Below are 25,740 nucleotides of genomic sequence, written 5' to 3'. Positions count from 1 at the left end.
GTCCCTATCCTGGGGTTTTTGTTCGGAATATTTTCGATGCTTAGGGTCAGGACCCCTTAAACCAGATACATCAGATGAATAGGTCCTGACCCTAGTAGCGGTATTGTTCCGGCTTGAAGGGGCCGTCCACGCCGACGCCGATATAATCGGCCTGTTGGGGGGTCAACTTGGTTAGCGTCGCCCCTAATTTTTCGAGGTGGAGGGCGGCGACCTTCTCGTCGAGATGTTTGGGCAGGACGTAGACGTCGTTGACGTATTTGCCGTCGGCGTTATTGCGCCACAGTTCGATCTGCGCCAGAACTTGGTTCGTGAAGGACGCGCTCATCACAAAGCTGGGGTGCCCGGTGGCGCAGCCCAGATTGACCAGACGGCCTTCGGCGAGCAGGATGATTCGGTTGCCGTCGGGGAAGGTAATTTCATCGACTTGCGGCTTGATGTTCGTCCACTTGAAATTCTTCAGGCCGGCAATCTGTATTTCATTATCGAAGTGCCCGATGTTGCAAACGATGGCGCGGTCCTTCATGGCGCGCATGTGATCGACGGTGATGATGTCCAGGTTGCCGGTCGTGGTGACGTACAGGTCGGCCTCGGGCAGGGCCTGCTCCAGGGTGACGACCTCAAAGCCCTCCATGCACGCCTGCAGGGCGCAGATCGGATCGACTTCGGAGACCAGCACCCGGCAACCGGCGCTGCGCAGGCTTTCCGCGGACCCCTTGCCGACGTCGCCGTAACCGGCGACCATCGCGACCTTCCCCGCCAGCATGACGTCGGTGGCGCGGCGAATGCCGTCCACCAGACTCTCGCGGCAGCCGTACTTGTTGTCGAATTTGGATTTGGTGACGCTGTCGTTAACGTTAATGGCGGGAAATCTCAAGGTGCCCTTTTTCGCCATTTCGTACAGGCGGTGGACGCCCGTGGTGGTTTCTTCGGTAACGCCTTTAAGTTCGGCTCCGGCTTTGCTGTACCAGGCGGGGTCCTTGGCGAGATGGGCCTTGATGGCGGCGAACAGAACTTCCTCTTCTTCGGAGCCGGGATTGTCGAGCACCGTGATATCTTTCTCGGCGTCGCAGCCCAAATGGATCAGCAAGGTGGCGTCGCCGCCGTCATCCAAAATCATGTTGGCGACGCCGCCGTCGCCCCATTCGAACAAGCGGTGGGTATAATCCCAGTATTCCTCGAGGGTTTCGCCTTTGTGGGCGAACACCGGAATCCCGTCCGCGGCGATCGCCGCCGCGGCGTGATCCTGGGTCGAAAAAATATTACACGACACCCAACGCAGATCGGCGCCCAAGGCTTTCAAAGTTTGGATCAAAACCGCGGTTTGGATGGTCATGTGCAGGGACCCGGCGATCCGGGCGCCCTTCAGGGGCTGCGCCGCGCCGAATTCCTCGCGTAGGGCCATCAGGCCCGGCATTTCGGTTTCCGCCAGATCAATTTCTTTCTGGCCCCATTCGGCCAAATTCATGTCGGCGACTTTGTAGTCGGTGGAACTCATGATGATACGGACTCCGCAAGCTGAAAAGCACGAACGATACGACGGCGCCCATCGTGCTTCAGCGGGCGTCGTCTCGAAAAGCGTGATAACAATATAAAGATACCTTTATATTACAAGCAAGGAAAAAGTAGCGCACACTCTGTTTCTCCCATCTCGAAGAGATATGGGGTGGCGCACGTTCCCCCGCCAGGAACTTTGTCCCGGTCCGCATCACCGCGGTTTTCGTGATGGGTCGATTGGCGCGTCGCGTTCAGGCGAGGGCGTTGAAATCATCGAGCAGCATGGCGATTCGTCCGGCGTCGATTTGGTCCATAATGACCTGGGCGCGCCGTTGCGCCGCCGCCAGCTCGATATCGCGGATGCGCTGTTTGACCAACCCGATGCTGCCGGGAGCCATCGACAGTTCGCGGAACCCCAACCCCAACAGCAAGGCGCAAAAACGCGGATCGCCCGCCATCTCGCCGCAGATGCTGACCGGCTTGCGGGCGCGCCAAGCGGCCTCGGTGGAAAATTGAATGAGCCGCAAAACGGCGGGATGCAGGGGGTCGTACAAATGGGCGACGCGCTCGTCGGTGCGGTCGATGGCCAGGGTGTACTGGGTCAGATCGTTGGAGCCGATGGCGAAAAAATCGGCGCTTTGCGCCAGGGCGTCGGCGGACAGGGCGGCGCTGGGCACTTCGATCATCACCCCGATGGGCGGTGGTGTGGGGGCGATTTTCACCCGTTTGCGCTTCAGGCGGCGCACCACGCGGGCTAAAATATCGCGCGCGTGGCGTACCTCGTCGATGGTCGAGACCATCGGTAGCAGAATGCGCACCGGCCCGTGAGCGCCGGCGCGCAAGATGGCGGCGAATTGGGTTTCCAAAATAGCGGGTTTCGCCAAGGACAGGCGAATGCCACGCAGCCCCAACGCCGAGGCGGTGCTGTCGCCAAAGCCGTCGGTCAACTGGGCGGCCGCCTTTTCGCCGCCGATATCCAGGGTGCGGATGGTCACCAGGCCGCCGTTCATCGCCGCGACGATGTCCCTGAGATCGCGATATTGTTCATCCTCGTCGGGGATGTCTTTACGGTTCATGAACATGAACTCGGTACGTAGCAGGCCGATTCCGGTGGCGCCCGAGCGGGCCACCGTCGCCATTTCCATCGGCAGTTCGACATTGGCGTGCAGGGTGATCGCGACGCCGTCCCGAGTTACCGAGGGCAATTTTTTCATGCGGCTTAAGCGCGCCAAGGCCTGACGCTGATCGGCGCGCATCTTCTCGTAGCGGGTCAAGGTCCGTGAACTGGGGTTGACGATCACCCGGCCGCGGCCGCCGTCGATGATGACCCGGTCGCCCGTCCGGGCGCCTTGTAGAAGCTGGGTCGCGCCCAATACCGCCGGAATGCCCAGCGCCCGCGCCATAATCGCGGTGTGGCCTTGGGCGCCGCCCAGCATGGCGGCGAACCCGGTGACGAGGGCGGGGTCCAATTGCGCCGCGTCGGCGGGGGTCATTTCCTCGGTCACGATGACGCTGCCCTTGGGAACGCCGGTAACGGGATGGTCGGGGGTGTTGTTGAGGTTACGAATCAGGCGGGTGGCGACTTCGCGGATGTCGTCTATGCGCGCGGCGATGTAACGGTCTTTCAGGGCGGCGAAACTTTCCGCGATTTCCTGGGTTTCATGCTGAACCGCGGCCTCGGCGTTGAACCGTTCCTCGCGGATGCGCCGAAAGGCGCCGCGCACCAGGCGGGAATCGGTCAGCATCTGCTGGTAGGCGTCGAGCAAAATATCCATTTCTTCGGCGGCGGCGGTGGGCAGCTCGCGCGAACGGGTGCGCAATTGCGCGATTTGCCGCCGCGCCGCGACGACGGCGTCCTCAAGGCGGCTGCACTCGGCCTCGATGGCGCCGGGATCAATGGCGTATTCGGGCACCGAAAAACCGGCGCCGTCACGCACATGAACCCGGCCGATGCCGATGCCCGGCGAAACGCCCAGGGCGTCGATAATACGCTCGGCGGTGGAGGGTTTCTTTGTCGCCGCCTGGGCGTCCGGGTTATTTTTTTTCGCACCGGTCATGGTCTGGAAATCTCATTCTTCATCGAATTTATCGTCGATCAGGGCGCAGATGGCGTTCAAGGCCTCGGGAGCGTCGTCGCCCGAGGCCGCAAGAACGATATCGCTGCCGATGCCGGCGGCCAGCATCATCAAGCCCATGATCGACGATCCGGCCACCGTCATACCGTCTTTCGACACCGTGATCGCGGCGTTGAATTCACCAGCCAATTTTACAAATTTGGCGGCCGCCCTGGCGTGCAATCCGCGTTGGTTGCGTATGGTTACCGTACGTGTCATGGCGTTGCCGTGCATGAGTCTTTCGCCGTCCCGGGATGTGGTGTCTTCGGATTTATCATCACCTATTTCTGAGAAAGAAGCTGAGAGGCGATGTTGATGTATTTACGACCGGCTTCCTGGGCCGAAAGAACGGCCTGACCCAAGGGTTCCTCGCCGCGCACGCTGGCGAGCTTGATGAGGGTGGGCAGATTGACCCCGGCCAAGACCTCGACATTGCTTTTATCGATGATGGAGATCGCCAAGTTCGACGGCGTGCCCCCGAACATGTCGGTCAGCAGGGCGACGCCTTGACCCTGATCGACGCGCGCAACGCTTTCCAAAATCTGGGCGCGGCGTTCTTCCATGTCGTCGTCGGGGCCGATGCAAACGGTCGCGACGTTTTCCTGGGGGCCGACGACATGCTCAAGCGCGGCGAGCAGTTCATCGGCCAGTCGTCCATGCGTGACGAGCACAATTCCGATCATAGGTGTCATAGTCCTTCAAAAGCGCCGACGATGTGTGTCGGACCTCATTAATTATTAACGCGTGTCGCTGCTTCTGTTGGCAGTTCGCGGTGCGTCAAGCGAGCCGGAAGGCCCTGTTGCATTAGCCATTCGGCGATTTTCTCGGCGGTGAAAACCGATCGATGGCGTCCCCCCGTGCACCCCAGGGCGAGCGTGAGGTAGCTTTTTCCCTCCGCCCGATAGCGCGGCAATAGGGGGGTAAGGAAGGCGCAGAGACCTTGAAAAAAAGTATCCCATCCCGGATCGTTTTCAATAAAACGGGCGACCGCCTCGTCGCGACCGGTCAGGGGCCGCAGCGAGAGATCATAGTGGGGATTTTTCAAGAAGCGAACATCGAAGACCAGATCGGCCTGCCGGGGAAGGCCATGGCGATAAGAAAAGGAAATAACGAAAATGGCCAAGTCGCGACCGGTTTCCCGCACAAAATGCGCCTTTAGGCGGCCCTTGAGGTCGCCTAAGATGGAATCGGTGGTGTCCAAAACCATGTCGGCGCGGTCGATCAAGGGGGCCAACGCGGCGCGTTCCAGGGCGATCGCATCGGTCAGGGGCAAGTCCACCGCCAACGGGTGACGGCGGCGGGTTTCGGCGAAACGTCGTTGCAGTTCCTCCTCGGCGCAATCGAGAAAAATGACCGAAACGTCGATATCGTCGATGGCGCGCAAATGATCGAGTTCGCCGACGAAGGTCTCCACGGCGAAGCCCCGGGTGCGCACATCGACGCCGATGGCGATGTCGCGGGGCGTGGGTGTGGGCGTGGAGGAGGACGGGGACGGGGACGGGGTATCCGTCGGCGCGGGACCGACCAGACGCGCGATCAGGTCGAGGGGAACGTTGTCGATGGCCTCGAAGCCAAGATCTTCAAGCGCCTTCAGCGTCGATGTTTTGCCCGCCCCGGAAAGTCCGGTTACCAAAATCACGCGGTCCAACCTTGGCGGCGTGCGCGGCGCACACGTCGATGCGGACGGTGATGGGGGGGCGGGTTCGGCGCTCATCAGTCCTCCAGTAACGCGGAATCGAGGGTCCTTAACGTGATGCGTACCTTCGCCGTGGCGGACGCGGCGAAAGGATCGAGGCGGAATTTTGCCAGGGGTGCGCCGAAATCGCCACACATTTCGCGTTCGGGCATGCGTTCGACGGTCTCTCGATCGACCAAGTCGAAGATGGCGACGAGGGGGGCGCTGGGGAGGTGATCGACGCGTACAATTCCCAGGCCGCGCACCTCGATTCGCCCTGCGATGGTCTCCGGCGGACGCGCGACGATGATGTCGTTTTCGATACTTAAAAGCGTATAGTCGTCAGCGACCAGGATCGCGCCTTGGTCGAGTAGGCGCAACGCCAGATCGGATTTTCCGCAACCCGATGGGCCGACCAGGAGAACGGCGCGTCCGTCAATGGCGACACAACTGGCGTGAACAGGGTCCATGAGGCCCAGGGTGAGGGCAGTTCGCGCCGCTGTCAACGGATGTATGCGCCCAAGGAACGGATCGCTCCGCGCCCTGCACGCCGTTCGCATGGGAACGAAATTATACGGGCAGCGCCACCGTGAAGCGGGCCCCGGTGACCGCGCCGCTCGCGTCGGTCACGTTGGCGGCGCCGATGGTCCCGCCATGGGCCTCGACAATCTGTTTGGATATGGCCAGGCCGAGACCGGAATGGGTGCCGAATTTTTCACCTTCCGGGCGCTCGCTGTAAAAGCGATCGAAAATCGCCGCTTCCTTGCCCGGGGGGATGCCCGGACCGCCGTCGGTAATGGTAATGGCGACGCCGGCATCCTCATGCATGACGCGAATGACGATCTCGCCGTCCTTGGGGCTGAACGAAACGGCGTTGGCGATCAGATTGCGGAAGACTTGCACAAGGCGCCCCTCGACGCCCTCGACAACGATATCGGGAGGGCTTTCAAGGGTCAAGCGAGGGCCTTGCGTGGTTGTCACGGTGTGTAAATCGACCAAGGTCTCGAGCATGCTTGACAGGTTGACGGTTCCGGTTTCGGCGCGGGAAATTTCGGCGTCCAGGCGCGATGCGTCGGAAATATCGGTAATCAGGCGGTCCAGTCGGCCGACATCCTCGACGATAATTTCCATTAGACGCTTCAGTTGCACCGGGTCTTTCAGACGGGCGGCGGTTTCGACGGCGCTTTTTAACGACGTTAGCGGGTTCTTGATTTCATGGGAAACATCGGCGGCAAACCGTTCGATGGCGTCCATACGGGTCCATAAGGCTTCCGTCATTCGCCGCAACGACGACGCCAATTCGCCGATTTCATCGTTGCGCCCCTGCATTGGGGGGATGACGTGCTGGCGATGATGGCCGTTGCGGATGCGCTCGGCCGCGATCGCCAGGTGGCGAATAGGCCGAACGATCGACCCCGCGAGATAGAACGACAGTAAAATGGTCACCGTCAAAACGACGGCGAAAATTTTCAAGATATCGAGCCGGACCTCGTAGAGGGCGGAGTCGATATCCTCGGAACCTTTGGAGAGCAGCAAAACCCCTAAGATTTGCTTGTAATTACGCACCGGCACGGCGACGCTGAGGACCAGCGAACCGTCGGGTTTTTTGCGTCGCGCGCTCCAGGTTCCACCGAGAAAGGCGCTCATAACTTCGGGATAATCGGTGGCGCGTTGGTTCACGTTTTCCCGATAGGGGGGGTAATCGACGGTGCCCGGAATCCAAGAAATAATTCGATCGTAGGCGTGTAGGAGATACGCCAACACGCTATTTTCTTGTTCGGGGGGCGGCAAAGTTTCGCCCTTGGTGATTGCGCCGCCCGGTTGCAGCAAGGCCCGCGAATCGGCGATCAGGGTGGCGTCGGTGTCGAATAGGCGGGCGCGCGTGTCCGCGGTGAAGGCCAGCCGGCGAACAATTTGAGGTGCCAGTTCGGGAAGCAGGGTCTCTCCGCTGCGGTTGACCGAGGTTTCACCCAGGGCGACGGCGAAAATTTCGGCGTGCGTGCGCATTGCCGCCAATTCGTTATCGATTAACTTCTGGCGATATTCGCCAAGATACAGCAACCCGGCGACCAGGATGACCAGGGCGAGCGCATTCAGCGTAAGGATGCGCACCGTCAGTGGTGAAATGCGCCGATGAACTTTTCCCCTCGGCTCGTCGTGAGATCGTCCCCCCAAGGTGTGGCGGCTGCCGGATGGGTCGGTCTTGCGTGCCTCGCCGTCGCGTGGCGGGGACTGTTCCGAAGATGTGGGCGGGGTCACGGGCGGGTTCATTGGGAACGAAAATACCGAATCACGCCGCGCGGTAGCGGTAGCCGACGCCGTACAAGGTTTCGATTTGGGCGAACTCTTCGTCGATATCGCGGAATTTCTTACGCAGCCGTTTAACGTGACTGTCGATGGTTCGGTCATCGACGTAGATGTGTTCGCCGTAGGCGGCGTCGATCAACTGATCCCTATTCTTGACATGGCCGGGATTGCGCGCTAGCGCCTCGATCAAGAGGAATTCGGTCACGGTTAAGTTGACCTCGGCCCCCTTCCAGGTACACAGATGGCGGGACGAATCGAGAACGAGGTCGCCGCGCACCATGGTATGGGTTCCCGACGCCGGGGTCTCGGGGTCGCGGCGCCGCAGAACGGCGCGAATCCGTTCGATCAGCAGGCGTTGGGAAAACGGTTTCTTGATGTAATCGTCGGCGCCCATGCGCAGGCCCATGGCCTCGTCGATTTCATCGTCCTTCGAGGTCAGGAAAATGACCGGAACATCGCTTTTTTTGCGCAGTTCGGTCAACAGCTCCATGCCGTCCATGCGCGGCATCTTGATATCGAGAAGGGCGAGATCGACGGGATTTTTGTGCAGCCCCTGCAACGCCTCCGCGCCGTCGTTATATGACGAGACGCTGAACCCCTCCGCCTCGAGCGCCATGGTGATGGAGGTCAGGATATTGCGGTCATCGTCTACGAGGGCAATTTTCTGGGACATGGGTTCTCTGTCGCTATGAAGGTTAACGTCACCGGTCGCCCGGCTTCATCGCCGAGCGATAGACCAAGGCCGGACGCTTGAGCTAAACCGAAGACTCGCCGAGGGTCAAGCGTGCGCCTGGGCGAGGTGCGCGATCGTGGGTTGTGCGTGGAGCCTAAACGGCAATTGAACAGACGTTTATGGCGAAATTATAGTGCCTCATGGGCATTATATCTCCTTCCCGGCGAATATGGTATCGCCGGGAAGGGTGCTCAGGAAGGGGGCGGAGGGGGCTAGGATGAATTCATCTCGCCTGCGAGATTTGGAACGTCTTTAACTGGCGTTTGTTTTTTCATCCGGTTAAGCTGGTTTTCTCATTTCAGGAAACCCAACCTCATCAGGGAGCCAATGCCGATGATCACGACCCCAAGGAAAAGTTGCGCGACCGCCCTTCACGCTAGTGACGCGGACAATCCGGTCGAGCGACTTTTGCGGGTCGGCGCTCCGGTGTTGGTTGCATTGGCGATCGGGTTTGGTCTTTTGGCCAGCGTGGGGTTCGCCGGGGGGGTGCATGACGCCGCCCACGATACCCGCCATTCCTTCGCTTTTCCCTGCCACTGAAGCGTCCCGCCCGTTCAATGTGGCGCAGAATATTCGTCGGCGCCTTGATTACCGGAACTATCGCCGGATTAACCGTTACCCTGGCGCAGGGTGCGCGGTTGTTTTCGTTGATCGAATACGGCGAATTTCTCGAAGCGGGGGGCGGTCCCGCTGCCGCCGCGCCGCCATACGGGGTGGTGACGTTGGGCGCGTCGTTGCCGCGTTTGGTCGATACCGTTTCGTTTAATATTCTAACCGGCGTCGCCTTCGCCTTGATCCTGAACGCCGCGATTGTGCTGCGTGGCGCGCCTTCGGGCGTGCGCCGAGGCGTTTTGTGGGGGGTCTTTGGGTTCTGCGTATTCGCTCTGGCTCCGGCGTCGGGGCCCCCGCCCGAACCCCCCGGCATCGATCTGGGCAATTTGGCGGGACGCCAGTTGTGGTGGGTTCTGGCGGTGTGCGGGGCGGCGCTGGGGTTGGGGTTGGTCGTGTTCGCCAGGCGCTTCGGACTGAAAATTATCGGCGTGTCGATCACGCTGCTTCCCCACGCCTTCGGACCGCCGCCCGCCCTTGGCGGACACGGAGCGGGCGTCGCCGTCGCTTTCGCCCGCGACTTCGCCGTCACGTCATTGTTGACGACGGCTTTTTTCTGGATCGTGTTGGGCGCGCTGGCGGGGTATTTGCAAAATCGCTATGATGCTCAAGGCGTCGGGAGATAATACCCGATGCTTTAACGCCAAGGCCGCCCATGATAGACGCCGGTAGGGGGAACGCGCCGAGATGACGAATCTGGTCTTTATTTTTCACGGCATCTTCCGGCTTTTGGGTGGCGCGGTGCGTGATCTCAGCCCCATCGTGGCGGTGATCGCTTTTTTCCAGATCGTTGTCTTAAAGCAACCCTTTCCCCATCTCGATGCGGTGATTTCGGGGTTTGTGCTGGTCGCCGTCGGCTTGGCCCTTTTCGTTCAGGGTCTGGAGATGGGCTTGTTCCCGCTGGGCGAGGTCATGGCCGTCGCCTTCGCGCGCAAGGGCAGCTTGTGGGCGCTGATCGCCTTCGCTTTCGCCCTTGGGTTCGCGACTACGATCGCCGAACCGGCGTTGATCGCCGTCGCCGGGCAGGCCGCCGACGTCGCCGCCAAGGGCGGAATGATCGCGACGGACACCGCCGCGCGGGCGTCTTACGCGATGGGGTTGCGTTTGACGGTGGCGCTATCGGTGGGTCTGGCGATCGTGGTCGGGGTGGTGCGCATCCTCAAGGGTTGGCCGCTGCACTATCTGATTTTGGGCGGCTACCTGGCGGTCGTCGCCCTGACCGCGATCGCGCCGCCTGAAATTATCGGCATCGCCTATGATTCGGGCGGGGTGACGACATCGACGATCACGGTCCCGCTGGTCACCGCGTTGGGGGTCGGTCTGGCCGGGGCGATTCGCGGGCGCAATCCCCTGGTCGATGGGTTCGGACTGATCGCGCTGGCGTCGTTGACGCCGATCATATTCGTGATGGTTTACGGCATGGCGATTTAGGGGAGCGATGATGGCGCTTGTTATGCACATCCTCCAGACGGCCTGGGCGACGGTTTTCGACGTTTTGCCGATCCTCGTCATCCTTCTTTTTTTCCAATTCGCCGTGTTGCGCACACGCCCGGCCAACCTCAAGCATATCGTCATCGGGTTCGTCTATGTCTTGTTGGGGTTGACGTTGTTTTTGGTCGGCCTCGGGGAAGCCCTGTTCCCCTTGGGGAAAACCATGGCGCGGCAGTTGACCGCGCCGGATTTTATTTCGGTCGCCGCCGGGGGCGGATTTTCGTGGATGTCGTACGGTTGGGTTTATGCGTTCGGCTTCGCCATCGGCTTCGCCACCACGGTGGCCGAGCCGGCCCTGATCGCGGTCGCCCTGAAGGCCGAACACATTTCGGGTGGCGCGATCAACGCCTTTTGGTTGCGTATGGCGGTGGCTTTTGGTGTGGCGCTCGGGGTGGCGCTCGGGGTTTTTCGTATCGTCAGCGGGACGCCGCTGCCTTATTACATTATCGCGGGCTATGTTGTGGTGATGGTTCAAACCGCCTTCTCCAACCGTGCGATCATCGCCCTCGCCTTTGATTCCGGGGGCGTGACGACCTCGACCGTGACGGTGCCCGTGCTGGCCGCCCTCGGGGTCGGTCTGGCCGGAACGATCCCCGGGCGCAGCGCGCTCGTCGATGGTTTCGGCTTGATCGCCTTCGCCAGTCTTTTTCCTATTATGTCCGTCCTCGGCTATGCCGGTTTGGCCGAGTTGTATCGAAAATCACGCTTCAAAAAAGGAGACCGAAGCGATGAACTATAAACTCATCATGGCGCTTGTCAGCGACGAAAAGACGCAAACCGTAATCCATGCCGCGCGCGATGCCGGCGCCACCGGGGTGACGGTCGTTCCCAGCGCTCAGGGAGAAGGCCTTAAGCCCGAGAAAACGTTTCTCGGGCTTGACCTTTCCGCGCAACGGGACATTCTGTTGTTTCTCGTCGCCGCGCCCAAGGCGCGCGAGATATTGGAGACCATCGCCCAGGCCGCGCAATTCGACGAAGAACCGGGGGCCGGCGTGGTCTGCCAGATCGCGATCGAGGACGCCATTGGACTGACCACGCAATTGCCGACCATACTCAGTGAGATCGAGGACCAGGTATGACCGAACACGCCTATATCAAGATCGCCGACGTGATGAGCCCCTCGGTGCGCACGATCGACGCCATGGCGACGGTGGCCGAGGCGATCGGACTAATGCGCGAGAAGGGGGTGAGTTCCCTGGTCGTCGAGCGGCGCGACGAATCCGACGAATTCGGCCTGCTTGTGGTCGCCGATATCGCCCGCGAGGTGATCGCCAAGAATCGCGCCCCCGAACGGGTCAACGTCTATGAAGTGATGTCCAAGCCGGTGTTGACGTTGAACGCGAACATGAACATTAAATATGCGGTGCGGCTGTTGTCGCAATTCGCCTTGTCGCGGGCGTTGGTCGTCACCGACAGCCGCCGGCCCGTCGGTTTGGTCACGGTGCGCGACATGGTGCTGCGTTATCCGGGCGGAGAAACCGATGCCCCATCCGGGTAAAATCGCTTTATGGCGAAAGAATACTTTCGCCGGGGGAGGTATTTTGCTTCAATAGGCCTCCTGCGCTATCTAACCGCGTCACCCCTTTTGATGATCGGAGCACGGCCCTACGATGCTAGGCCTTGGAGAGTTGATCGGAACTATCGCCGTCTTTATCGCCATGGTCGCGCTTTGGCTGGCGAGCGATACCTTGAAAAAGGTCGATAATCAGAATCAAAAATTCGTCGAGCTGTATATCAAGAAGCTGCGCGCCGAGGTGGCCGAGGCGCGCAATGAAACGGACAAGATGTCCCGCGCCATTAAAACGCTTGAGGATAAGGCCGGGGCGCTTCATGTGAAGCACGAAAACGACAGCGCCCGCCTGAAAAAACTATCGGACAATGTCCAAACGCTGCAGGATGCGTTTTCCCAATTGGATGAAAGCATACCCCAGCGTCTACGCGTCGCGCGCGGCGCCTCGCGCCGCACGGTTCAGTAGTCGCGCGTTGCGCGCACCCTTCGGCGACGGTCTTCTTGCGGTTGCGTTTCGCCGTGAACGCCGGGTTGAAAAAAGCCGCTTTATTCCCGCTTTGCCCTTGTCATGGCCGGATGTGTGACGCAGTATGCCGGGCCTCTGTACAGTGACAGACCCTGCCGCTTTTTTTTGAGCGGCGTCCACATTTCAAGGAGGCCACGAGCCGATGCCCGGCACTGATACGACACGCAACGCCCGACTAATTTCTTGGGTGGATGAAATCGCACAGCGGACCAAACCCGACGCCATTCACTGGTGTGACGGCTCGCAGGAAGAATACGACCGTTTGTGCGACGACATGGTGGAGAGCGGCACCCTCATTCGTCTGAACGAGGAAAAACGCCCGGGTAGTTTTCTCGCCCGCTCCAACCCCTCCGATGTCGCCCGTGTCGAGGGCAGCACCTATATTTGCAGCGCCCGCGAAGAAGACGCCGGTCCCACCAACAACTGGATGGATCCCGCGCAAATGCGTACGACCCTGGAGCCGTTGTTCGACGGCTGCATGGCCGGGCGGACCATGTATGTGGTGCCTTTTTCGATGGGGCCTCTGGGCTCGCCGATCGCGCACATCGGCGTGCAGCTGACCGATTCTCCTTATGCCTGCGTCAACATGCGCCTGATGACCCGGATGGGCGGCGCGGTTCTCGACGTGCTTGGCGACGACGGCGATTTCGTACCTTGCGTGCACTCGGTGGGCGCACCCCTGGCTCCCGGCGAAAAAGACGTCGTCTGGCCGTGCAACGATACCAAGTATATCGTTCACTTCCCCGAAAGCCGCGAGATATGGTCCTACGGTTCGGGCTACGGCGGCAATGCGCTGCTCGGCAAGAAGTGCTTCGCCCTGCGCATCGCCTCGTCGATGGCGCGCGAGGAAGGCTGGCTCGCCGAACACATGTTGATTGTCGGCATCGAAAACCCGGAAGGTGAAAAAACCTACGTCGCGGCGGCCTTTCCCTCGGCCTGCGGCAAGACCAATCTGGCGATGCTGATCCCGCCCAAGGGGTTCGATGGCTGGAAGGTATGGACCGTCGGCGACGACATCGCCTGGATCAAGCCCGGCGCCGATGGTCGCCTTTACGCCATCAACCCGGAGGCGGGCTACTTCGGCGTCGCCCCAGGCACCTCGATGAAGTCCAATCCGACGGCGATGAACACACTGAAGAAAGATTGCATTTTCACCAACGTCGCGCTGACCGACGACGGCGACGTGTGGTGGGAAGATATGTCCGAGGCGCCCGCCCATCTGATCGACTGGCGGGGCAACGACTGGACCCCCGAAAGCGCCACCCCGGCGGCCCATCCCAATGCCCGTTTCACCGCCCCGGCGTCGCAGTGCCCAAGCATCGATCCGGCCTGGGAAGACCCCAAGGGGGTGCCGATTTCGGCGTTTATCTTCGGTGGCCGGCTGTCGCGGACCTTCCCGCTGGTGTTCCAAGCGTTCGATTGGAATCACGGCGTTTACTTGGCGGCGACGATGGGCTCGGAAGCGACCGCCGCCGCGGTCGGCCAGGCCGCGATCCGGCGCGATCCGTTCGCGATGCTACCCTTTTGCGGCTACAACATGGGCGATTACTGGTCCCATTGGCTGGAAATGGGCAAGAAGGTGACCAATCCGCCGGCGATTTTCCGCGTCAACTGGTTCCGCAAGAACGCGGACGGCAAGTTCATGTGGCCGGGCTTCGGCGAAAACATGCGGGTTTTGCACTGGATCGTCGAACGCGCCCGTGGCCGCGCCCGGGACGGCGTCGAAAGTCCGTTGGGGGTGATGCCGACCCGCGCCGAACTGAACTGGCATGGCCTTGAGTTCGACGCCAAGGATTTCCACGAGCTGATGGCGGTCAATCGGGCGGATGGCCTGGCCGAGGCGGAGGATCAAACTGAGCTGTTCGCTCGCTTTAAGGATCGGCTTCCCGCCGAGGTGGAGCGCCAGCGTCGGGCGCTGATCGACCGGTTGAAGGCGGCGCCCGAGGTCTGGGAACTGCCATCCTAGTGGATCGACTCCGACGTTTCGCTCTCGCGAACCATCGGGCCGACCACTATCTATCTTTTTGTTGCAGTTTGATTTCTTCACACATTTGTGTCCAATTGCATCGGACTCAAATGTTAAACTCAAACCACTAGTGGATTGACTCCGACTTTTCGTTCGCGAAACGTCGAGCCGCTCCACGAGGTTATCTTTTTGGTATGGTGTGATTTTCTTCACATATTTGTGTCCAATAGCTCCCGACTCTGGAGTAAAGATGAAATTTTGCGAAAGGCGAGGATCGGTTCTCGCGTCATTTGCCTATAGAGCAAGCCTATAGCGCGCCCATCGTATGAAAAAATAAGGCCGGGAGAGATGTCCCGGCCTTATTTTTTGCGTGCTTGTACGCCGCAGGCGATGTTTTTCGGCCAAGCGCCCGCCGTCGGCTTTTCGTGTCAACGGTGGTCCAATGTTTGGGGGGCGGGGGTGTTTTCGTTCGCATAAAAAGGAATTTTCGCGCCGCCGCCGCATGGATTTCGGATCGTCGGTTGCAATCGCAGATCATATCTGTATCAATAAAAACACCCTTTTATTTTTTATATATTTTGACGGAATTGAGACATGGCACACAGCGTAACCTCATGCTGCCTTAGTGCGACGGAAATCAACAAACGCTCCGTCGATATCCTTGACTTATTGGGACATAAAAATCGCCTACTCATCGTGAGCTGCCTTGCCGACGGCAAAGAATCATGTGTCGGACAACTGGTGCGTAAAACGGGAATTTCCCGTTTGTGCCTCAGCCAGCATCTCGCCAAATTGCGCGAACGGGACATGGTCAGCGCGCGTCGGCAAGGGCGGCGTATATTTTATTCCCTCAACTGCCCCGAAGTATCGCCATTGCTGGACGTGCTTCAACGGTGGTACGGTTTCTTGCCGGATCCGCATGCGGCGTCTTCGGGAGCGTCCGCGCGGCTTGATTCTTAGGCGAGAAGTACGTTTCGAGAAGGGCCGTGCATTCCCAGTCACGCCCCGGCTCCCGGCCCAGTTACGCCCCGGCTCCCGGAGGTTTTGCCTAAAAAAGGCCGCCGATGAGAAACCGGCGGCCTTTTTTGACGGCGCCCGCGCGCTGGGCGAAGGCGGCGCGCTTTTTAGCGCGAATAAAATTCGATCACCAGATTGGGTTCCATCTGCACCGGATAGGGAACGTCTTCCAAAATGGGGGTGCGCTGAAACGATCCCTCAAGCTTGTTGAAATCGACGTTGATGTAATCGGGGACGTCGCGTTCGGGCGAATTGGCCGCCTCGATCACCATCGGAATGCCGCGTGATTTTTCGCGCACGGTGATGACGTCGCCTTCCTTGACCATATAAGAAGGAATGTTGACCCGCTTGCCATTGACGAGAACATGGCCGTGATTGACGAACTGACGTGCGGAAAAGACCGTTGGGACGAATTTCATGCGGTAGACCACGGCATCCAGGCGGCGTTCCAGAAGGCCGACGAGATTTTCCGAGGTGTCGCCGCTGCGGCGCACGGCCTCATTATAGTAACGGCGGAACTGCTTTTCCGAAATATTGCCGTAGTAGCCCTTCAGCTTTTGCTTCGCCATCAACTGAATGCCGAAATCGGTCGGCTTGTTGCGGCGGCGCTGGCCGTGTTGTCCGGGGCCGTATTCGCGGGCGTTGACGGGGCTTTTGGGGCGTCCCCAAAGGTTGACGCCGAGGCGGCGATTGATCTTGTACTTCGATTGAATACGCTTTGTCATTGGTACCTATCCGTTAATCGGCTGTTGTTGTCCCGATAGTTTCGCCAGGCGCGCGTCGCAAGACGCCCGCAGACGAACGGGGTCACATTGGGCCCACATTCTCGGGAAGAAGGCGGGAAATATACGCAATATGACGGTAAAGGCAAGGCTTTTCGCCGCCTAGCGCCGCTATCCTTGTTCGAGGACGCTGTCCCAATAGAGGAAATCGCGCCAGCTTTCGTGCAGATGGTTGGGTGGAAAAAAACGCCCATTGGACAACAGGCTGTAGGCGCTGGGGGCCTGGGGCGGCGACAGCGGCGTCATTCCGCATTGCGCGGGCAGGCGACTGCCCTTGAAGACGTTGCACGGCGCGCAGCACGCCACTACGTTTTCCCAGGTCGTCCGCCCGCCACGCGCGCGTGGGACGACGTGGTCGAAGGTGAGGTCCTCACTGGGCAAACGGTCGCCGCAATATTGGCAGGTGAAAAAATCGCGCAGAAAAACGTTAAAGCGCGTAAACGCCGGGCGCCGGGCCATGGGCACGTATTCCTTCAGGGAGATGACGCTGGGCAGCGCCATTTCGAGACCCGGCGAGCGCACCCGGCGTTCGTATTGCGAGACGACATTGACCCGGGATAAGAATACCGCCTTGATCGCATCCTGCCACGACCACAAGGACAGCGGAAAATAACTGAGTGGCCGAAAATCGGCGTTCAGGACCAGCGCAGGAAATTGACCGGCAAGTGCAGACAAACCGTATTCTCCCTTCTTGTTTCGGGAGAATACTATATCTTGTGCTTAAGTCCTACATTTCTCGTGATGAAAGAATTGTGACGCGCGGGAAACCCGTTCTCCCGCGCGTCCATTGATTTTCGCGTGCTCATTGCGCGGTTGGGCCTCCGAGCACGTCGCTCAAAAACGCCGCGCCGAGGCGGATGCCCTCCTCGTCAATGCCGTGGCCGAGGCCTGGGCGCATATGGGCGCGGACGTCAAATTCCGCAGCCTGTAAGGCCTCTACCGTTTGTTCCATGGCCGCCGGGGGGACGATCGCATCGTCGTCGCCGTGGACCATCAGGACGGGTGGGCGGGCGGAGGTTTCATCGGCCAGACGATCGCCGCCGCAAACCATTCCGCTATAGCCGAGAATGCCCGCGATCCGTCCTTTGCGCCGGGGACCCACATGCAACGCCATCATGGCGCCTTGGGAAAAGCCCACCAAAGCCAAACGGGTGTCGTCCAACCCCAATTTTTCGAGTTGTTGGTCGATAAAGGCATCCAAGATCGGCGCCGCCTCGCGCACGCCCTTCAGGCGACCCGCCGGGCTGAGCACCTGAAGGGAAAACCATTGCCGGGCATTTTCGCCCCGCAGGTCGAAGGGGAACGGGGCGTCGGGCGAAATGAACAGGGCGTCGGGAACGGCTCGCTGAAAAAGCGGCGCCAGGCCGATCAGGTCCTGGCCGTTGGCGCCGACGCCGTGCAAAAAAATCACCAAGGACCGCGCGGGTTCGCCGTTCAAAGGCGCGTACTGCGGGCCGCTTAATTGAGGTAGAGTCTCCATCTTATCTCCCAGATCGTGACTTTCAAATGATGTGAGCACGTCGAAAATACTTGAGGAAAGTCACAAGCGTCTTGCGGCCCCCATCTTTAACGTTCATTAGCTTCCATCGTCAGCTTCCATCGTCAGCTTCCATCGTCGGTTTCGACCGCCACCGCGCCCAAATGGTGGGCTGGATAAACCACGCGTGGCGGGATCATATGGACGATGGTCGCGACCAGGACCAAGGCGACCGCCCCCAACAATACAGGAAGAAAAATAAACGACCAGCCCGGATGCATGAGAAAAACAACGATCGGGTCCGCGCCGGCCGGAGGATGGGTCAGGCGCGCCCAGGCCAGCACCGCGACCACCACGCCCACGGCGACGGCGATCGCCCACCAGTCGCCGGGCAGGACGCTGCGCAGGGCGATGCTGACGATCGTCGCCAAGACATGCCCGCCGACAACATTGGCCGGTTGCGACAGGGCGCTTTCAGGCACCGCAAACAACAACACGCTTGAGGCCCCAAAAGGCGCGATAAGCAACGGCATATGAGAAAAATATCCCATCATGCCGACCACGCCAATGCCCAAAGTCGCGCCGACCCCGGCCTTGATCCATGACCACTGGGGCCCCGCGGGATGGTGCCTGGTTATAAAACGTCTCAATATTTTTCTCCCCAAGTTACGATGCGCGGCGCGCCCTCGACAGTCGTTGGTCTAGGCGACGCCAACGCGGATCATTACATTTTTTCCTAACGGCCTTGCCCTGGTTTAAATTTTGTTTTTTAGCGCGGATGTTTTTTATCTTGGGGCCGTCCCCTTTATTTTAGGGCGTTGCAATTTGTGCGGTCCCTTTGCACGATATGTTTTCGTAAAAATTCGGTCCATGATCGTCAGCCGACTACTGTCCGCCGAGATTGCGCCCCACGTATATTACATAAGTCTAAATTAAAAAAAAGCATCATGACGTCACCGCCCATGATTACCCGGTTCGCTCCCAGTCCCACGGGATATCTTCACCTGGGGCACGCCTATGCGGCGCTTTTCGCCGCCGGGTACGCCCGGCGGGTGGGCGGGCGTTTTTACCTTCGCCTTGAGGATATCGACCATACCCGCTGCTCGGAGACCTTCGCCGAGGCGATCTTCGAAGACCTCGCCTGGCTCGGCGTTCACTGGCGCGCGCCGGTGTTGAGGCAATCGCAACGCCTTGAGGTTTATGCCCAAGCCTTGCGGTCGTTGCGGGACCGGAGACTGGTTTATCCTTGCTTTTGCACCCGCAAGGATATCGCCCACGAAGTCGCGGCGGCGGGCGGCGCGCCGCATTTGTCGGAAAATTCGGCGTCGCGGGGGCCGCTTTATCCCGGAACTTGCCGGGGGCTGTCCGTCGAAGTCCGCGCCGCGCGGATCGCCGAGGGCGTCCCCCACGCTTGGCGGCTCGACATGGCCGCGGCCTTGGCGCAAACGGGTGCGGAAACGACGCCGTTGTTTTGGCGCGACGCCCGGCGCGGCGAAGTGCGCGCCGCGCCGGAAATGTTCGGGGATGTGGTCCTTGCGCGCAAGGATATCCCCACCAGTTATCACCTCAGCGCCACGCTCGATGACGCCGCGCAGGAAGTGACCCTGGTCACCCGCGGCGAGGATCTTTTTCACGCCACGCACATCCATCGTTTGCTTCAGGCGCTTCTTGGGCTTGAAACGCCGCTTTACCACCACCATGTGCTGTTATGCGATAGCCAGGGAAGACGCTTGGCCAAGCGCGACAGCGGCGTCACTTTGCGCGCCTTGAGACGGCGCGGGTTGAGTTCGGGCGATGTTCGCACAATGGTGGAAGAGAAGATCGATGAAAATACCTGACGTTACCCATAAGTGATCGCGTTTAAAGGCTTGCAGAAAAGGCTTCATCCCTCTAATGATCAATAAGAACAACTTGGATTTTATCCGTGCCAGTGGGGTGTTCTCGGTATCTATCGAGGTCACGGACGGCATCACGAGTATCGAGGCGCGACACCACCGTAAGACACGACGCCACCGTAAGAATTGGATCGCATATGAAAACCTGTTTGATTGTTGATGATTCCAAGGTCATCCGCATGGTCGCCCGGAAAATTCTTCAAGAGTTGGAGTTTGAAACCGTGGAAGCCGCCGATGGCCAGGAAGCCCTGGACGCCAGCAAGGCGTCGATGCCCGATGCCGTGTTGCTGGATTGGAACATGCCGGTCATGAACGGCCTCGAATATCTTGTCGAATTGCGGAAGCTCCCCAACGGAGACAAGCCCATCGTCGTATTCTGCACGACGGAAAACGATCTTGAACACATTCAAGAAGCCATGAGCGCGGGCGCGAACGAATACATTATGAAGCCGTTCGATTCCGAGATTATTCAGGCCAAATTCGCCCAGGTCGGGTTGATTTAAGGCTTCGCTAGGGAGAGATACCGTGACCCCTGCTGATTTTGACTTCATCAGCACCCTGCTCAAGGGACGCTCCGGGCTTGTGCTGACCCCGGACAAGTCCTACCTCCTCGAAAGCCGCCTGATGCCTGTTGCGCGCAAGAACAGCCTGTCGAGTCTCGAGGAGCTGGTCAGTGCCATTCGCACCCGCAAGGACGAGGCTCTGATCGTTCAGGTTACCGAGGCGATGACCACGAATGAATCATTTTTCTTTCGTGATATCAAGCCGTTCGACTTGCTACGGGATGTCGTTTTACCGCCCTTTTTGGAGAGCCGCGCGAGCCGAAAAAGCCTCCGCGTCTGGTGCGCCGCCGCTTCCAGTGGTCAAGAGCCCTATTCGATCGCGATCGTGCTGAAAGAACTGGGCGCTCGGTTGGCGAATTGGAAGATAGATATCGTCGGCACCGACATTTCCCACGATATTCTCAACAAGGCCAAGGATGGGCTGTACACCCAATTCGAAGTTCAGCGCGGGCTGCCTATTCAGCTGTTATTGAAATATTTTGAGAAGAAAGACGAAAGTTGGCAGATCAAGCCGGAACTGCGCAAGATGATCACCTACAAATATTTCAATTTACTTGAAGATCCGGCGGGCCTCGGTAAATTTGACATTGTTTTTTGTCGAAATGTCCTCATTTATTTTGACGCTCCGACGAAGACAAAAGTGTTAGATTCGATCGCACGGTTGATGCCCAAGGACGGGATGTTGTTTCTTGGCGGCGCCGAAACCGTGCTTGGCGTCTCCGACAAGTTTAAGCCCCTTGCCGGTCAGCGTGGCGTGTACACGCTGACCTGATGAAATGCAAAAAAGTGACGGGTCCTAGTAGTGATGTCTGACAAAAAATATAGATTGGTGACCAGGGCGGACTTCGACGGCGTCGTAGCGGGTGCGTTGTTGCAGGAAATCGGCATCATCGACGAAGTCATCTTCGCCGAACCGAAAGATATGCAGGACGGAAAAATCGCGATCACGGCGAACGACATCACCACCAATCTACCCTATGTGCCGGGCGTTCATCTGTGTTTCGATCACCATCTCAGTGAAACCCAACGCATCGCCGAACGTCCCTCGTCTCACATTATCGATCCCAACGCCCCTTCGGCCGCCCGCGTCGTCTACAATTATTATGACAAGGACGGCGCCCTCGACGCCATATCCAAAGATTTGATGGATGCCGTGGACAAGGCCGACTCCGCACAGTATTCCGAAGAGGAAATTCTCGCTCCGGGGCCGTGGACGCTGTTGAATTTTCTTCTCGATCCGCGCACCGGACTGCAACGGTTCGACACTTTCTCCATCAGCCATGAACAATTCATGAAAGACATGATGCTGTATTGCCGTCACCATCCGGTTGAAGAAATTCTCGCCATCCCGGACGTTCGCGAGCGCGCCCAGCTATACATGGCCCATGAGGAAAAATTCGAGCTGCAGCTGCGGCGAAGCGCGAAGATCCATAAAAACCTGGTGGTGGTCGATCTGAGGGACGAGCCGATCGTCTTCGCCGGCAATCGCTTTACGCTCTACGCCATTTTTCCGGCTTGCAATATCTCCATCCAAATCACGCGCAAGGACGATGGAACGCAAACCATTTTCGCGGTCGGCAAGTCAATCGTGAACCGAACATCGAAGACTTCAGTCGGCTCGTTGATGTTGCATTATGGCGGCGGGGGCCACGCCTCGGCGGGAACCTGTCGTATCGACAACGAACGCGCCGAAACCGTGCTCAAAGAACTCATCGCGCGGATCAATGCCGACGGATAGCCCACAATGCCGCCGTCCGCGCCCGGATCTTGCGTGAACGCCCTATCCCGCTTTCTCGCTTACATGGTTGTCGCTTACATGGTTGTCGTTCGGAAGATGGCGTTGGAGGGGGGCGTCCGGTAGGGTGATCGGATAATTTCGAAGGCCTCCCGCGGCATGATTTTTGTGCGCGGGGCCGTCGCGGCCGCGAGAGGGGGGCGCGCAGCAGATGAAAATCACGGCCAACAAAACTTCGGCGAATACGTTCCGTATCGCCTTTGGCGACACACATATCGCCCTGGACGCCAGGCAGCTTAAAAAACTTCTGGCGGAGATCGTCGGCGTCATCGCCCCCGACATCGGCGTGCGGGCGAACCCTCTGGAGACCTTCGGCGCTTTGTGTGCGGCGCTCAAGGCGGCGAACGCCGTGGGGGTGCAAAAATTCATCCTCAGCGCCGAGGATGAAGATATTCTCATCCTCTTGAAAATGGGCGAGGGCGATGCAGCGCTGATTGAAACCCTGTACGCGAACATGAGCGCGCGCGCGCGCAAAATGTATGAAGAGGACTTGAGTTTCCGCTTTACAGAGGGGGTCCCCAAAGCCGATATGCGCCGGGCCATGGACAACCTCAATCAACTCATCCAAAAGTTGCATGACGACGGCATGATGGACGCCGCCGCACCCGAAACGTGACCCCTATGCTTCGGGCCGCGTTCCGGGCGCGAGGAAAGTCGAGAGACGGAAAATCGCGATGTCCCTGCGGGATGTGATGAACGGAAAATCCTATTAGGCAGCAGCGCCCGCCGAAGCGGCATTCTTCGCGTTATTGCTCCGCGCGCCCTTGCTGGTGCGCACATAAGCGCGCGCGCAATGGGCGGCGCAATAAGGTTTGTCGGTCACGGCGGGGCTGCCGCAAAAATGAAAATCAGAGGTTCCCGGCTCGCCTTCGGGCCAACTGCACATGTTCGAAGTGAGCGCGTCGAGGCGTACGATCTTGGCTTCGGTGGCGGTCGGCGCTTCCTTGCGCCGTTCGGTTTTCGGCGTGGACGGCGCGGACGCGGCGCGGATCGGAGAGGCTCGTTTCTTCAACCCCAAACGATGCACCTTGCCAACGACGGCGTTTTTGGTCACTTCCAAGCGACGACCGATTTCACTGGTGGGCAACCCCTCATTCCACAAAGCGATCAATGTGTTGGTGCGTTCCGTGGTCCAATCAATAGTGCTCATGATCTCGATCCGTCCTATTTTTCTATCCGGGCGCACATCGGCAAAATGCGCGCCGTGTGAAAATTTTTGGCGGGCGCAACATGCCCGGGCGCATCCCCTCTGGGCGTATCTCCCATGGAAGCGCCGAACCGCGCCCCCAACCGCGCCCCCATCGTTACCTTCACCCAAAACCCTAAGATACCCAGACGTTCCGCCGGCGCACGAAATACGACGCGGGGACACGGCACAAGGCAATACGAGACATAGGAAACGACCGCTTTGAATTGGATACTATATTTACCGGAGAAAAACAACCCCATAACTAAATATGGTATTTTATCCACAGAGATGTCCACAGCTTTTCCACCTTATGCACAGGTGCGTAAAAATCCCCTCACACGCACCATATTCCTTCGATATACTCACGATATTCCTGGGTGAGGACGCGCCCCAAACGCAAGCAACGCGGAGATTTCCGGACGATGAGCACAACTTTCCCCGCCGATGCGCCATACAAACCCGGAGAAATGGAACGCGACTGGATCGACCTCGCCCGCAAGGAACTCAAAGGCGGCGACGTCGATCTGCTCCGCCACGAAACCCCCGAGGGGATCGCGATCAAGGCTCTATATACCGCGCGCGATCTTGAGGGTCTTGAGCACTTGAATACATTTCCCGGCCTGTTTCCCTTCGTGCGCGGCCCTCGGGCGACGATGTACGCGGGGCGGCCATGGACGGTGCGTCAGTACGCCGGGTTTTCCACAGCCGAGCAGTCCAACCGCTTTTACCGCGACAACCTGGCCGCGGGGCAAAAGGGGTTATCGGTGGCCTTCGATCTGGCCACCCACAGGGGGTATGATTCCGATCACCCCCGCGTCGCCGGCGACGTCGGCAAGGCGGGGGTCGCGATCGACAGCGTCGAGGACATGAAAATTCTCTTCGACGGCATTCCGCTCGACCGGATGAGCGTCAGCATGACCATGAACGGCGCCGTCCTTCCTGTTTTGGCGGGCTATATCGTCGCCGCCGAGGAGCAGGGCGTCGCCCCGGAGAAGTTGTCGGGCACCATCCAGAACGATATTCTCAAGGAGTTCATGGTGCGCAATACTTATATCTACCCGCCGGAACCGTCGATGCGCATCGTCGCCGACATCATCGCCTACACCGCGCGGCGCATGCCGCGTTTCAACTCGATCTCGATTTCGGGCTATCACATGCACGAGGCGGGCGCGACCGCCGTTCAGGAACTGGCCTACACCCTGGCCGACGGCGTGCAGTATGTGCGCACGGCGATCGCCTCGGGGATGGAGGTTGACGCCTTCGCCCCTCGGCTGTCGTTTTTTTTCGCCATCGGCATGAACTTTTTCATGGAAGTCGCGAAATTACGCGCGGCGCGTCTTTTGTGGGCGCAGTTGATGGGCGAATTTGCTCCCAAGGACCCGCGCTCGTCGATGCTGCGTACCCATTGCCAGACCTCGGGAGTTTCGTTGACCGCCAAGGACCCATACAACAACGTCGTGCGCACCACCGTCGAGGCGCTGGCCGCCGCGCTGGGCGGCACGCAGTCGTTGCATACCAACGCCCTGGACGAGGCGCTGGCCCTGCCGACGCCGTTTTCGGCGCGCATCGCACGGAACACCCAACTGATCTTGCAGGAAGAAACCGCGATCACCCACGTCGCCGATCCCTTGGGCGGCAGCTATTATGTCGAGGCCTTGACCGCGTCCCTGGTTCAAGAAGCGCGCGAACTGATCGCCGAGGTTGAGGCTATCGGCGGCATGACCCGCGCCGTCGAGGCGGGCCTGCCCAAACAACGCATCGAGGAGGCCGCCGCGCGCAAACAAGCCCGCATCGACCGTGGCGAGGAGACGTTGGTTGGCGTCAACAAATACACCAACGCCGACGAGGAGGAGATCGACCTCCTCGAAATCGACAACGATCGCGTCCGCGAGGCGCAGATCGCCCGTCTGAAAACCGTCCGCGAAACACGGGACCAAAGTGCGGTGAACGCCGCCCTGGGCGCTCTTAAGAAAGACGCCGCGTCGGGCGAAGGAAACCTTCTCGAAGACGCCGTCGTCGCCGCGCGCGCGCGCGCCACGGTGGGTGAAATTTCCGAGGCGTTGGCCCAAGTCTACACCCGCCACCAGGCGCAAAATCGGGCCATCAGCGGCGTTTATGGGGCGGCCTATGGCGACGATCCCGACTTCGCCGCGGTGCGCGCCGATGCCGCCGCGTTCGCCGCCGAGCGCGGGCGCAGGCCACGCATGATGGTCGCCAAGATGGGCCAGGACGGTCATGATCGCGGCGCCAAGGTGATCGCCAGCGCCTTCGCCGATATCGGTTTCGAGGTCGATATCGGCGCCTTGTTTCAGACCCCGGACGAAGTCGCCCAGGAAGCCCTGGAAAACGACGTGCATGTGATCGGAGTCTCGACCCAGGCGGGTGGGCACAAGACCCTGGTGCCCGAACTGATCGCGGCGCTGAAGCAACGCGGCGTTAACGATATCGCGGTGGTCTGCGGTGGCGTCATTCCGGCGCGCGACCAAACCGCCCTCAAAAATGCCGGCGTCGCCGCCATTTTCCCGCCGGGAACCCACATCCCCACCGCCGCCCGCGAAGTGCTCGCGGTTATCCGTCGTCGGCGCGTCCAGGCATAG

General features: G+C 59.6%; 28 protein-coding genes. 15 read left to right on the top strand and 13 right to left on the bottom strand.

From position 1 onward, the window contains the following. Positions 1-91: 91 nt before the first annotated feature. The 8 genes from ahcY to P3M64_RS07300 all read right to left on the bottom strand — a co-directional run bounded on the left by ahcY (position 92) and on the right by P3M64_RS07300 (position 8,263). Positions 92-1,495 (bottom strand): adenosylhomocysteinase, encoded by a 1,404-nt coding sequence (gene ahcY, locus P3M64_RS07335; protein WP_132939366.1) that lies wholly within the window; start codon positions 1,493-1,495, stop codon positions 92-94. 250 nt (positions 1,496-1,745) lie between these two features. Continuing rightward, positions 1,746-3,551: a phosphoenolpyruvate--protein phosphotransferase gene (ptsP, locus tag P3M64_RS07330; RefSeq protein WP_132939367.1), complete on the bottom strand. Its 1,806-nt coding sequence runs from the start codon at positions 3,549-3,551 to the stop codon at positions 1,746-1,748. Positions 3,552-3,563: 12 nt separating this feature from the next. Further along, positions 3,564-3,827 carry an HPr family phosphocarrier protein gene (locus P3M64_RS07325; protein WP_322111143.1) on the bottom strand — a complete coding sequence of 88 codons (264 nt, stop codon included), beginning with the start codon at positions 3,825-3,827 and terminating at the stop codon, positions 3,564-3,566. 62 nt (positions 3,828-3,889) lie between these two features. Beyond that, the gene (locus P3M64_RS07320; RefSeq protein WP_132939369.1) at positions 3,890-4,291 is read right to left on the bottom strand and encodes a PTS sugar transporter subunit IIA; all 402 of its coding nucleotides are present in this window, start codon (positions 4,289-4,291) and stop codon (positions 3,890-3,892) included. A 47-nt stretch (positions 4,292-4,338) separates the two neighbouring features. Further along, positions 4,339-5,322, bottom strand: coding sequence for an RNase adapter RapZ (gene rapZ / locus P3M64_RS07315; RefSeq protein ID WP_132939370.1), 984 nt, complete (start codon positions 5,320-5,322; stop codon positions 4,339-4,341). After that, positions 5,322-5,753 (bottom strand): HPr kinase/phosphorylase, encoded by a 432-nt coding sequence (locus tag P3M64_RS07310; protein WP_132939371.1) that lies wholly within the window; start codon positions 5,751-5,753, stop codon positions 5,322-5,324. The genes rapZ and P3M64_RS07310 overlap by 1 nt, the downstream gene beginning before the upstream one ends. 100 nt (positions 5,754-5,853) lie before the next feature. Then, positions 5,854-7,542: a stimulus-sensing domain-containing protein gene (locus P3M64_RS07305; protein ID WP_243644786.1), complete on the bottom strand. Its 1,689-nt coding sequence runs from the start codon at positions 7,540-7,542 to the stop codon at positions 5,854-5,856. 31 nt (positions 7,543-7,573) lie between these two features. Further along, on the bottom strand, positions 7,574-8,263 hold the full coding sequence (locus tag P3M64_RS07300) for a response regulator transcription factor (protein WP_132939373.1): 690 nt from the start codon (positions 8,261-8,263) through the stop codon (positions 7,574-7,576). Between the two features lie 393 nt (positions 8,264-8,656). On the opposite strand from P3M64_RS07300, the gene P3M64_RS07295 reads away from it, so the two are divergent. The 9 genes from P3M64_RS07295 to P3M64_RS07255 all read left to right on the top strand — a co-directional run bounded on the left by P3M64_RS07295 (position 8,657) and on the right by P3M64_RS07255 (position 15,385). Beyond that, on the top strand, positions 8,657-8,863 hold the full coding sequence (locus P3M64_RS07295) for a CbtB domain-containing protein (protein WP_132939374.1): 207 nt from the start codon (positions 8,657-8,659) through the stop codon (positions 8,861-8,863). A 17-nt stretch (positions 8,864-8,880) separates the two neighbouring features. Continuing rightward, entirely contained in the window at positions 8,881-9,558 is a 678-nt protein-coding gene (locus tag P3M64_RS07290; RefSeq protein WP_132939375.1) for a CbtA family protein, read from the top strand. Positions 9,559-9,619: 61 nt separating this feature from the next. Continuing rightward, positions 9,620-10,363, top strand: a complete 744-nt coding sequence (locus tag P3M64_RS07285; protein ID WP_132939376.1) for a DUF1538 domain-containing protein — start codon at positions 9,620-9,622, stop codon at positions 10,361-10,363. Positions 10,364-10,370: 7 nt separating this feature from the next. Further along, positions 10,371-11,162: a DUF1538 domain-containing protein gene (locus P3M64_RS07280; protein WP_132939377.1), complete on the top strand. Its 792-nt coding sequence runs from the start codon at positions 10,371-10,373 to the stop codon at positions 11,160-11,162. Continuing rightward, on the top strand, positions 11,152-11,502 hold the full coding sequence (locus tag P3M64_RS07275; RefSeq protein WP_132939378.1) for a P-II family nitrogen regulator: 351 nt from the start codon (positions 11,152-11,154) through the stop codon (positions 11,500-11,502). The genes P3M64_RS07280 and P3M64_RS07275 overlap by 11 nt, the downstream gene beginning before the upstream one ends. Beyond that, positions 11,499-11,921: a CBS domain-containing protein gene (locus P3M64_RS07270; RefSeq protein ID WP_132939379.1), complete on the top strand. Its 423-nt coding sequence runs from the start codon at positions 11,499-11,501 to the stop codon at positions 11,919-11,921. Before P3M64_RS07275 ends, P3M64_RS07270 begins: the two co-directional genes overlap by 4 nt. Before the next feature lie 112 nt (positions 11,922-12,033). Beyond that, positions 12,034-12,399, top strand: coding sequence for a hypothetical protein (locus P3M64_RS07265; RefSeq protein WP_132939380.1), 366 nt, complete (start codon positions 12,034-12,036; stop codon positions 12,397-12,399). 202 nt (positions 12,400-12,601) lie between these two features. Further along, entirely contained in the window at positions 12,602-14,425 is a 1,824-nt protein-coding gene (locus P3M64_RS07260; RefSeq protein ID WP_132939381.1) for a phosphoenolpyruvate carboxykinase (GTP), read from the top strand. Between the two features lie 594 nt (positions 14,426-15,019). Then, on the top strand, positions 15,020-15,385 hold the full coding sequence (locus tag P3M64_RS07255) for an ArsR/SmtB family transcription factor (RefSeq protein WP_132939382.1): 366 nt from the start codon (positions 15,020-15,022) through the stop codon (positions 15,383-15,385). Between the two features lie 164 nt (positions 15,386-15,549). Here P3M64_RS07255 and rpsD read toward each other — a convergent pair whose 3' ends face one another. The 4 genes from rpsD to P3M64_RS07235 all read right to left on the bottom strand — a co-directional run bounded on the left by rpsD (position 15,550) and on the right by P3M64_RS07235 (position 18,351). After that, entirely contained in the window at positions 15,550-16,167 is a 618-nt protein-coding gene (rpsD, locus tag P3M64_RS07250; RefSeq protein WP_132939383.1) for a 30S ribosomal protein S4, read from the bottom strand. A 168-nt stretch (positions 16,168-16,335) separates the two neighbouring features. Next, positions 16,336-16,899, bottom strand: coding sequence for an HNH endonuclease (locus tag P3M64_RS07245; RefSeq protein ID WP_132939384.1), 564 nt, complete (start codon positions 16,897-16,899; stop codon positions 16,336-16,338). 127 nt (positions 16,900-17,026) lie between these two features. Beyond that, entirely contained in the window at positions 17,027-17,704 is a 678-nt protein-coding gene (locus tag P3M64_RS07240; protein WP_132939385.1) for an alpha/beta hydrolase, read from the bottom strand. A gap of 122 nt (positions 17,705-17,826) precedes the next feature. Further along, on the bottom strand, positions 17,827-18,351 hold the full coding sequence (locus tag P3M64_RS07235) for an HPP family protein (RefSeq protein ID WP_243644787.1): 525 nt from the start codon (positions 18,349-18,351) through the stop codon (positions 17,827-17,829). 297 nt (positions 18,352-18,648) lie between these two features. Between P3M64_RS07235 and gluQRS the strand changes: the two genes are divergently transcribed. The 5 genes from gluQRS (at position 18,649) to P3M64_RS07210 (ending at position 22,570) form a co-directional block, all read left to right on the top strand. Further along, on the top strand, positions 18,649-19,539 hold the full coding sequence (gene gluQRS / locus P3M64_RS07230; RefSeq protein WP_207893172.1) for a tRNA glutamyl-Q(34) synthetase GluQRS: 891 nt from the start codon (positions 18,649-18,651) through the stop codon (positions 19,537-19,539). Positions 19,540-19,733: 194 nt separating this feature from the next. Next, entirely contained in the window at positions 19,734-20,099 is a 366-nt protein-coding gene (locus P3M64_RS07225) for a response regulator (protein WP_132939386.1), read from the top strand. 22 nt (positions 20,100-20,121) lie between these two features. Next, positions 20,122-20,931 carry a CheR family methyltransferase gene (locus tag P3M64_RS07220; protein ID WP_132939387.1) on the top strand — a complete coding sequence of 270 codons (810 nt, stop codon included), beginning with the start codon at positions 20,122-20,124 and terminating at the stop codon, positions 20,929-20,931. A gap of 33 nt (positions 20,932-20,964) precedes the next feature. Continuing rightward, the gene (locus tag P3M64_RS07215) at positions 20,965-21,897 is read left to right on the top strand and encodes an exopolyphosphatase (RefSeq protein ID WP_132939388.1); all 933 of its coding nucleotides are present in this window, start codon (positions 20,965-20,967) and stop codon (positions 21,895-21,897) included. A 208-nt stretch (positions 21,898-22,105) separates the two neighbouring features. Further along, entirely contained in the window at positions 22,106-22,570 is a 465-nt protein-coding gene (locus P3M64_RS07210; protein WP_132939389.1) for a FliG C-terminal domain-containing protein, read from the top strand. 93 nt (positions 22,571-22,663) lie between these two features. Here P3M64_RS07210 and P3M64_RS07205 read toward each other — a convergent pair whose 3' ends face one another. Further along, entirely contained in the window at positions 22,664-23,104 is a 441-nt protein-coding gene (locus P3M64_RS07205; RefSeq protein WP_132939390.1) for a GcrA family cell cycle regulator, read from the bottom strand. A 461-nt stretch (positions 23,105-23,565) separates the two neighbouring features. On the opposite strand from P3M64_RS07205, the gene scpA reads away from it, so the two are divergent. Beyond that, the gene (scpA, locus tag P3M64_RS07200) at positions 23,566-25,740 is read left to right on the top strand and encodes a methylmalonyl-CoA mutase (RefSeq protein ID WP_243644788.1); all 2,175 of its coding nucleotides are present in this window, start codon (positions 23,566-23,568) and stop codon (positions 25,738-25,740) included.

The organism is Varunaivibrio sulfuroxidans (genome assembly GCF_029318635.1).
Lineage (GTDB): Bacteria > Pseudomonadota > Alphaproteobacteria > Rhodospirillales > Magnetovibrionaceae > Varunaivibrio > Varunaivibrio sulfuroxidans.
The sequence above is the reverse complement of the archived record's forward strand: the minus strand, read 5'-3'. Positions and strand labels throughout refer to the sequence as shown.

Bases quoted from the DNA above. Each gene is read 5' to 3' on its own strand.
- P3M64_RS07265 (WP_132939380.1), top strand. From the start codon at position 12,034: ATGCTAGGCCTTGGAGAGTTGATCGGAACTATCGCCGTCTTTATCGCC.
- scpA (WP_243644788.1), top strand. From the start codon at position 23,566: ATGAGCACAACTTTCCCCGCCGATGCGCCATACAAACCCGGAGAAATG.
- rapZ (WP_132939370.1), bottom strand. From the start codon at position 5,322: ATGAGCGCCGAACCCGCCCCCCCATCACCGTCCGCATCGACGTGTGCG.
- P3M64_RS07285 (WP_132939376.1), top strand. From the start codon at position 9,620: ATGACGAATCTGGTCTTTATTTTTCACGGCATCTTCCGGCTTTTGGGT.
- P3M64_RS07210 (WP_132939389.1), top strand. From the start codon at position 22,106: ATGAAAATCACGGCCAACAAAACTTCGGCGAATACGTTCCGTATCGCC.
- P3M64_RS07270 (WP_132939379.1), top strand. From the start codon at position 11,499: ATGACCGAACACGCCTATATCAAGATCGCCGACGTGATGAGCCCCTCG.
- gluQRS (WP_207893172.1), top strand. From the start codon at position 18,649: ATGACGTCACCGCCCATGATTACCCGGTTCGCTCCCAGTCCCACGGGA.
- P3M64_RS07260 (WP_132939381.1), top strand. From the start codon at position 12,602: ATGCCCGGCACTGATACGACACGCAACGCCCGACTAATTTCTTGGGTG.
- P3M64_RS07300 (WP_132939373.1), bottom strand. From the start codon at position 8,263: ATGTCCCAGAAAATTGCCCTCGTAGACGATGACCGCAATATCCTGACC.
- P3M64_RS07320 (WP_132939369.1), bottom strand. From the start codon at position 4,291: ATGATCGGAATTGTGCTCGTCACGCATGGACGACTGGCCGATGAACTG.
- P3M64_RS07255 (WP_132939382.1), top strand. From the start codon at position 15,020: ATGGCACACAGCGTAACCTCATGCTGCCTTAGTGCGACGGAAATCAAC.
- P3M64_RS07325 (WP_322111143.1), bottom strand. From the start codon at position 3,827: ATGACACGTACGGTAACCATACGCAACCAACGCGGATTGCACGCCAGG.
- P3M64_RS07295 (WP_132939374.1), top strand. From the start codon at position 8,657: ATGATCACGACCCCAAGGAAAAGTTGCGCGACCGCCCTTCACGCTAGT.
- rpsD (WP_132939383.1), bottom strand. From the start codon at position 16,167: ATGACAAAGCGTATTCAATCGAAGTACAAGATCAATCGCCGCCTCGGC.
- P3M64_RS07215 (WP_132939388.1), top strand. From the start codon at position 20,965: ATGTCTGACAAAAAATATAGATTGGTGACCAGGGCGGACTTCGACGGC.
- P3M64_RS07280 (WP_132939377.1), top strand. From the start codon at position 10,371: ATGATGGCGCTTGTTATGCACATCCTCCAGACGGCCTGGGCGACGGTT.
- P3M64_RS07290 (WP_132939375.1), top strand. From the start codon at position 8,881: ATGTGGCGCAGAATATTCGTCGGCGCCTTGATTACCGGAACTATCGCC.
- ptsP (WP_132939367.1), bottom strand. From the start codon at position 3,551: ATGACCGGTGCGAAAAAAAATAACCCGGACGCCCAGGCGGCGACAAAG.
- P3M64_RS07225 (WP_132939386.1), top strand. From the start codon at position 19,734: ATGAAAACCTGTTTGATTGTTGATGATTCCAAGGTCATCCGCATGGTC.
- ahcY (WP_132939366.1), bottom strand. From the start codon at position 1,495: ATGAGTTCCACCGACTACAAAGTCGCCGACATGAATTTGGCCGAATGG.
- P3M64_RS07275 (WP_132939378.1), top strand. From the start codon at position 11,152: ATGAACTATAAACTCATCATGGCGCTTGTCAGCGACGAAAAGACGCAA.
- P3M64_RS07310 (WP_132939371.1), bottom strand. From the start codon at position 5,753: ATGGACCCTGTTCACGCCAGTTGTGTCGCCATTGACGGACGCGCCGTT.
- P3M64_RS07205 (WP_132939390.1), bottom strand. From the start codon at position 23,104: ATGAGCACTATTGATTGGACCACGGAACGCACCAACACATTGATCGCT.
- P3M64_RS07240 (WP_132939385.1), bottom strand. From the start codon at position 17,704: ATGGAGACTCTACCTCAATTAAGCGGCCCGCAGTACGCGCCTTTGAAC.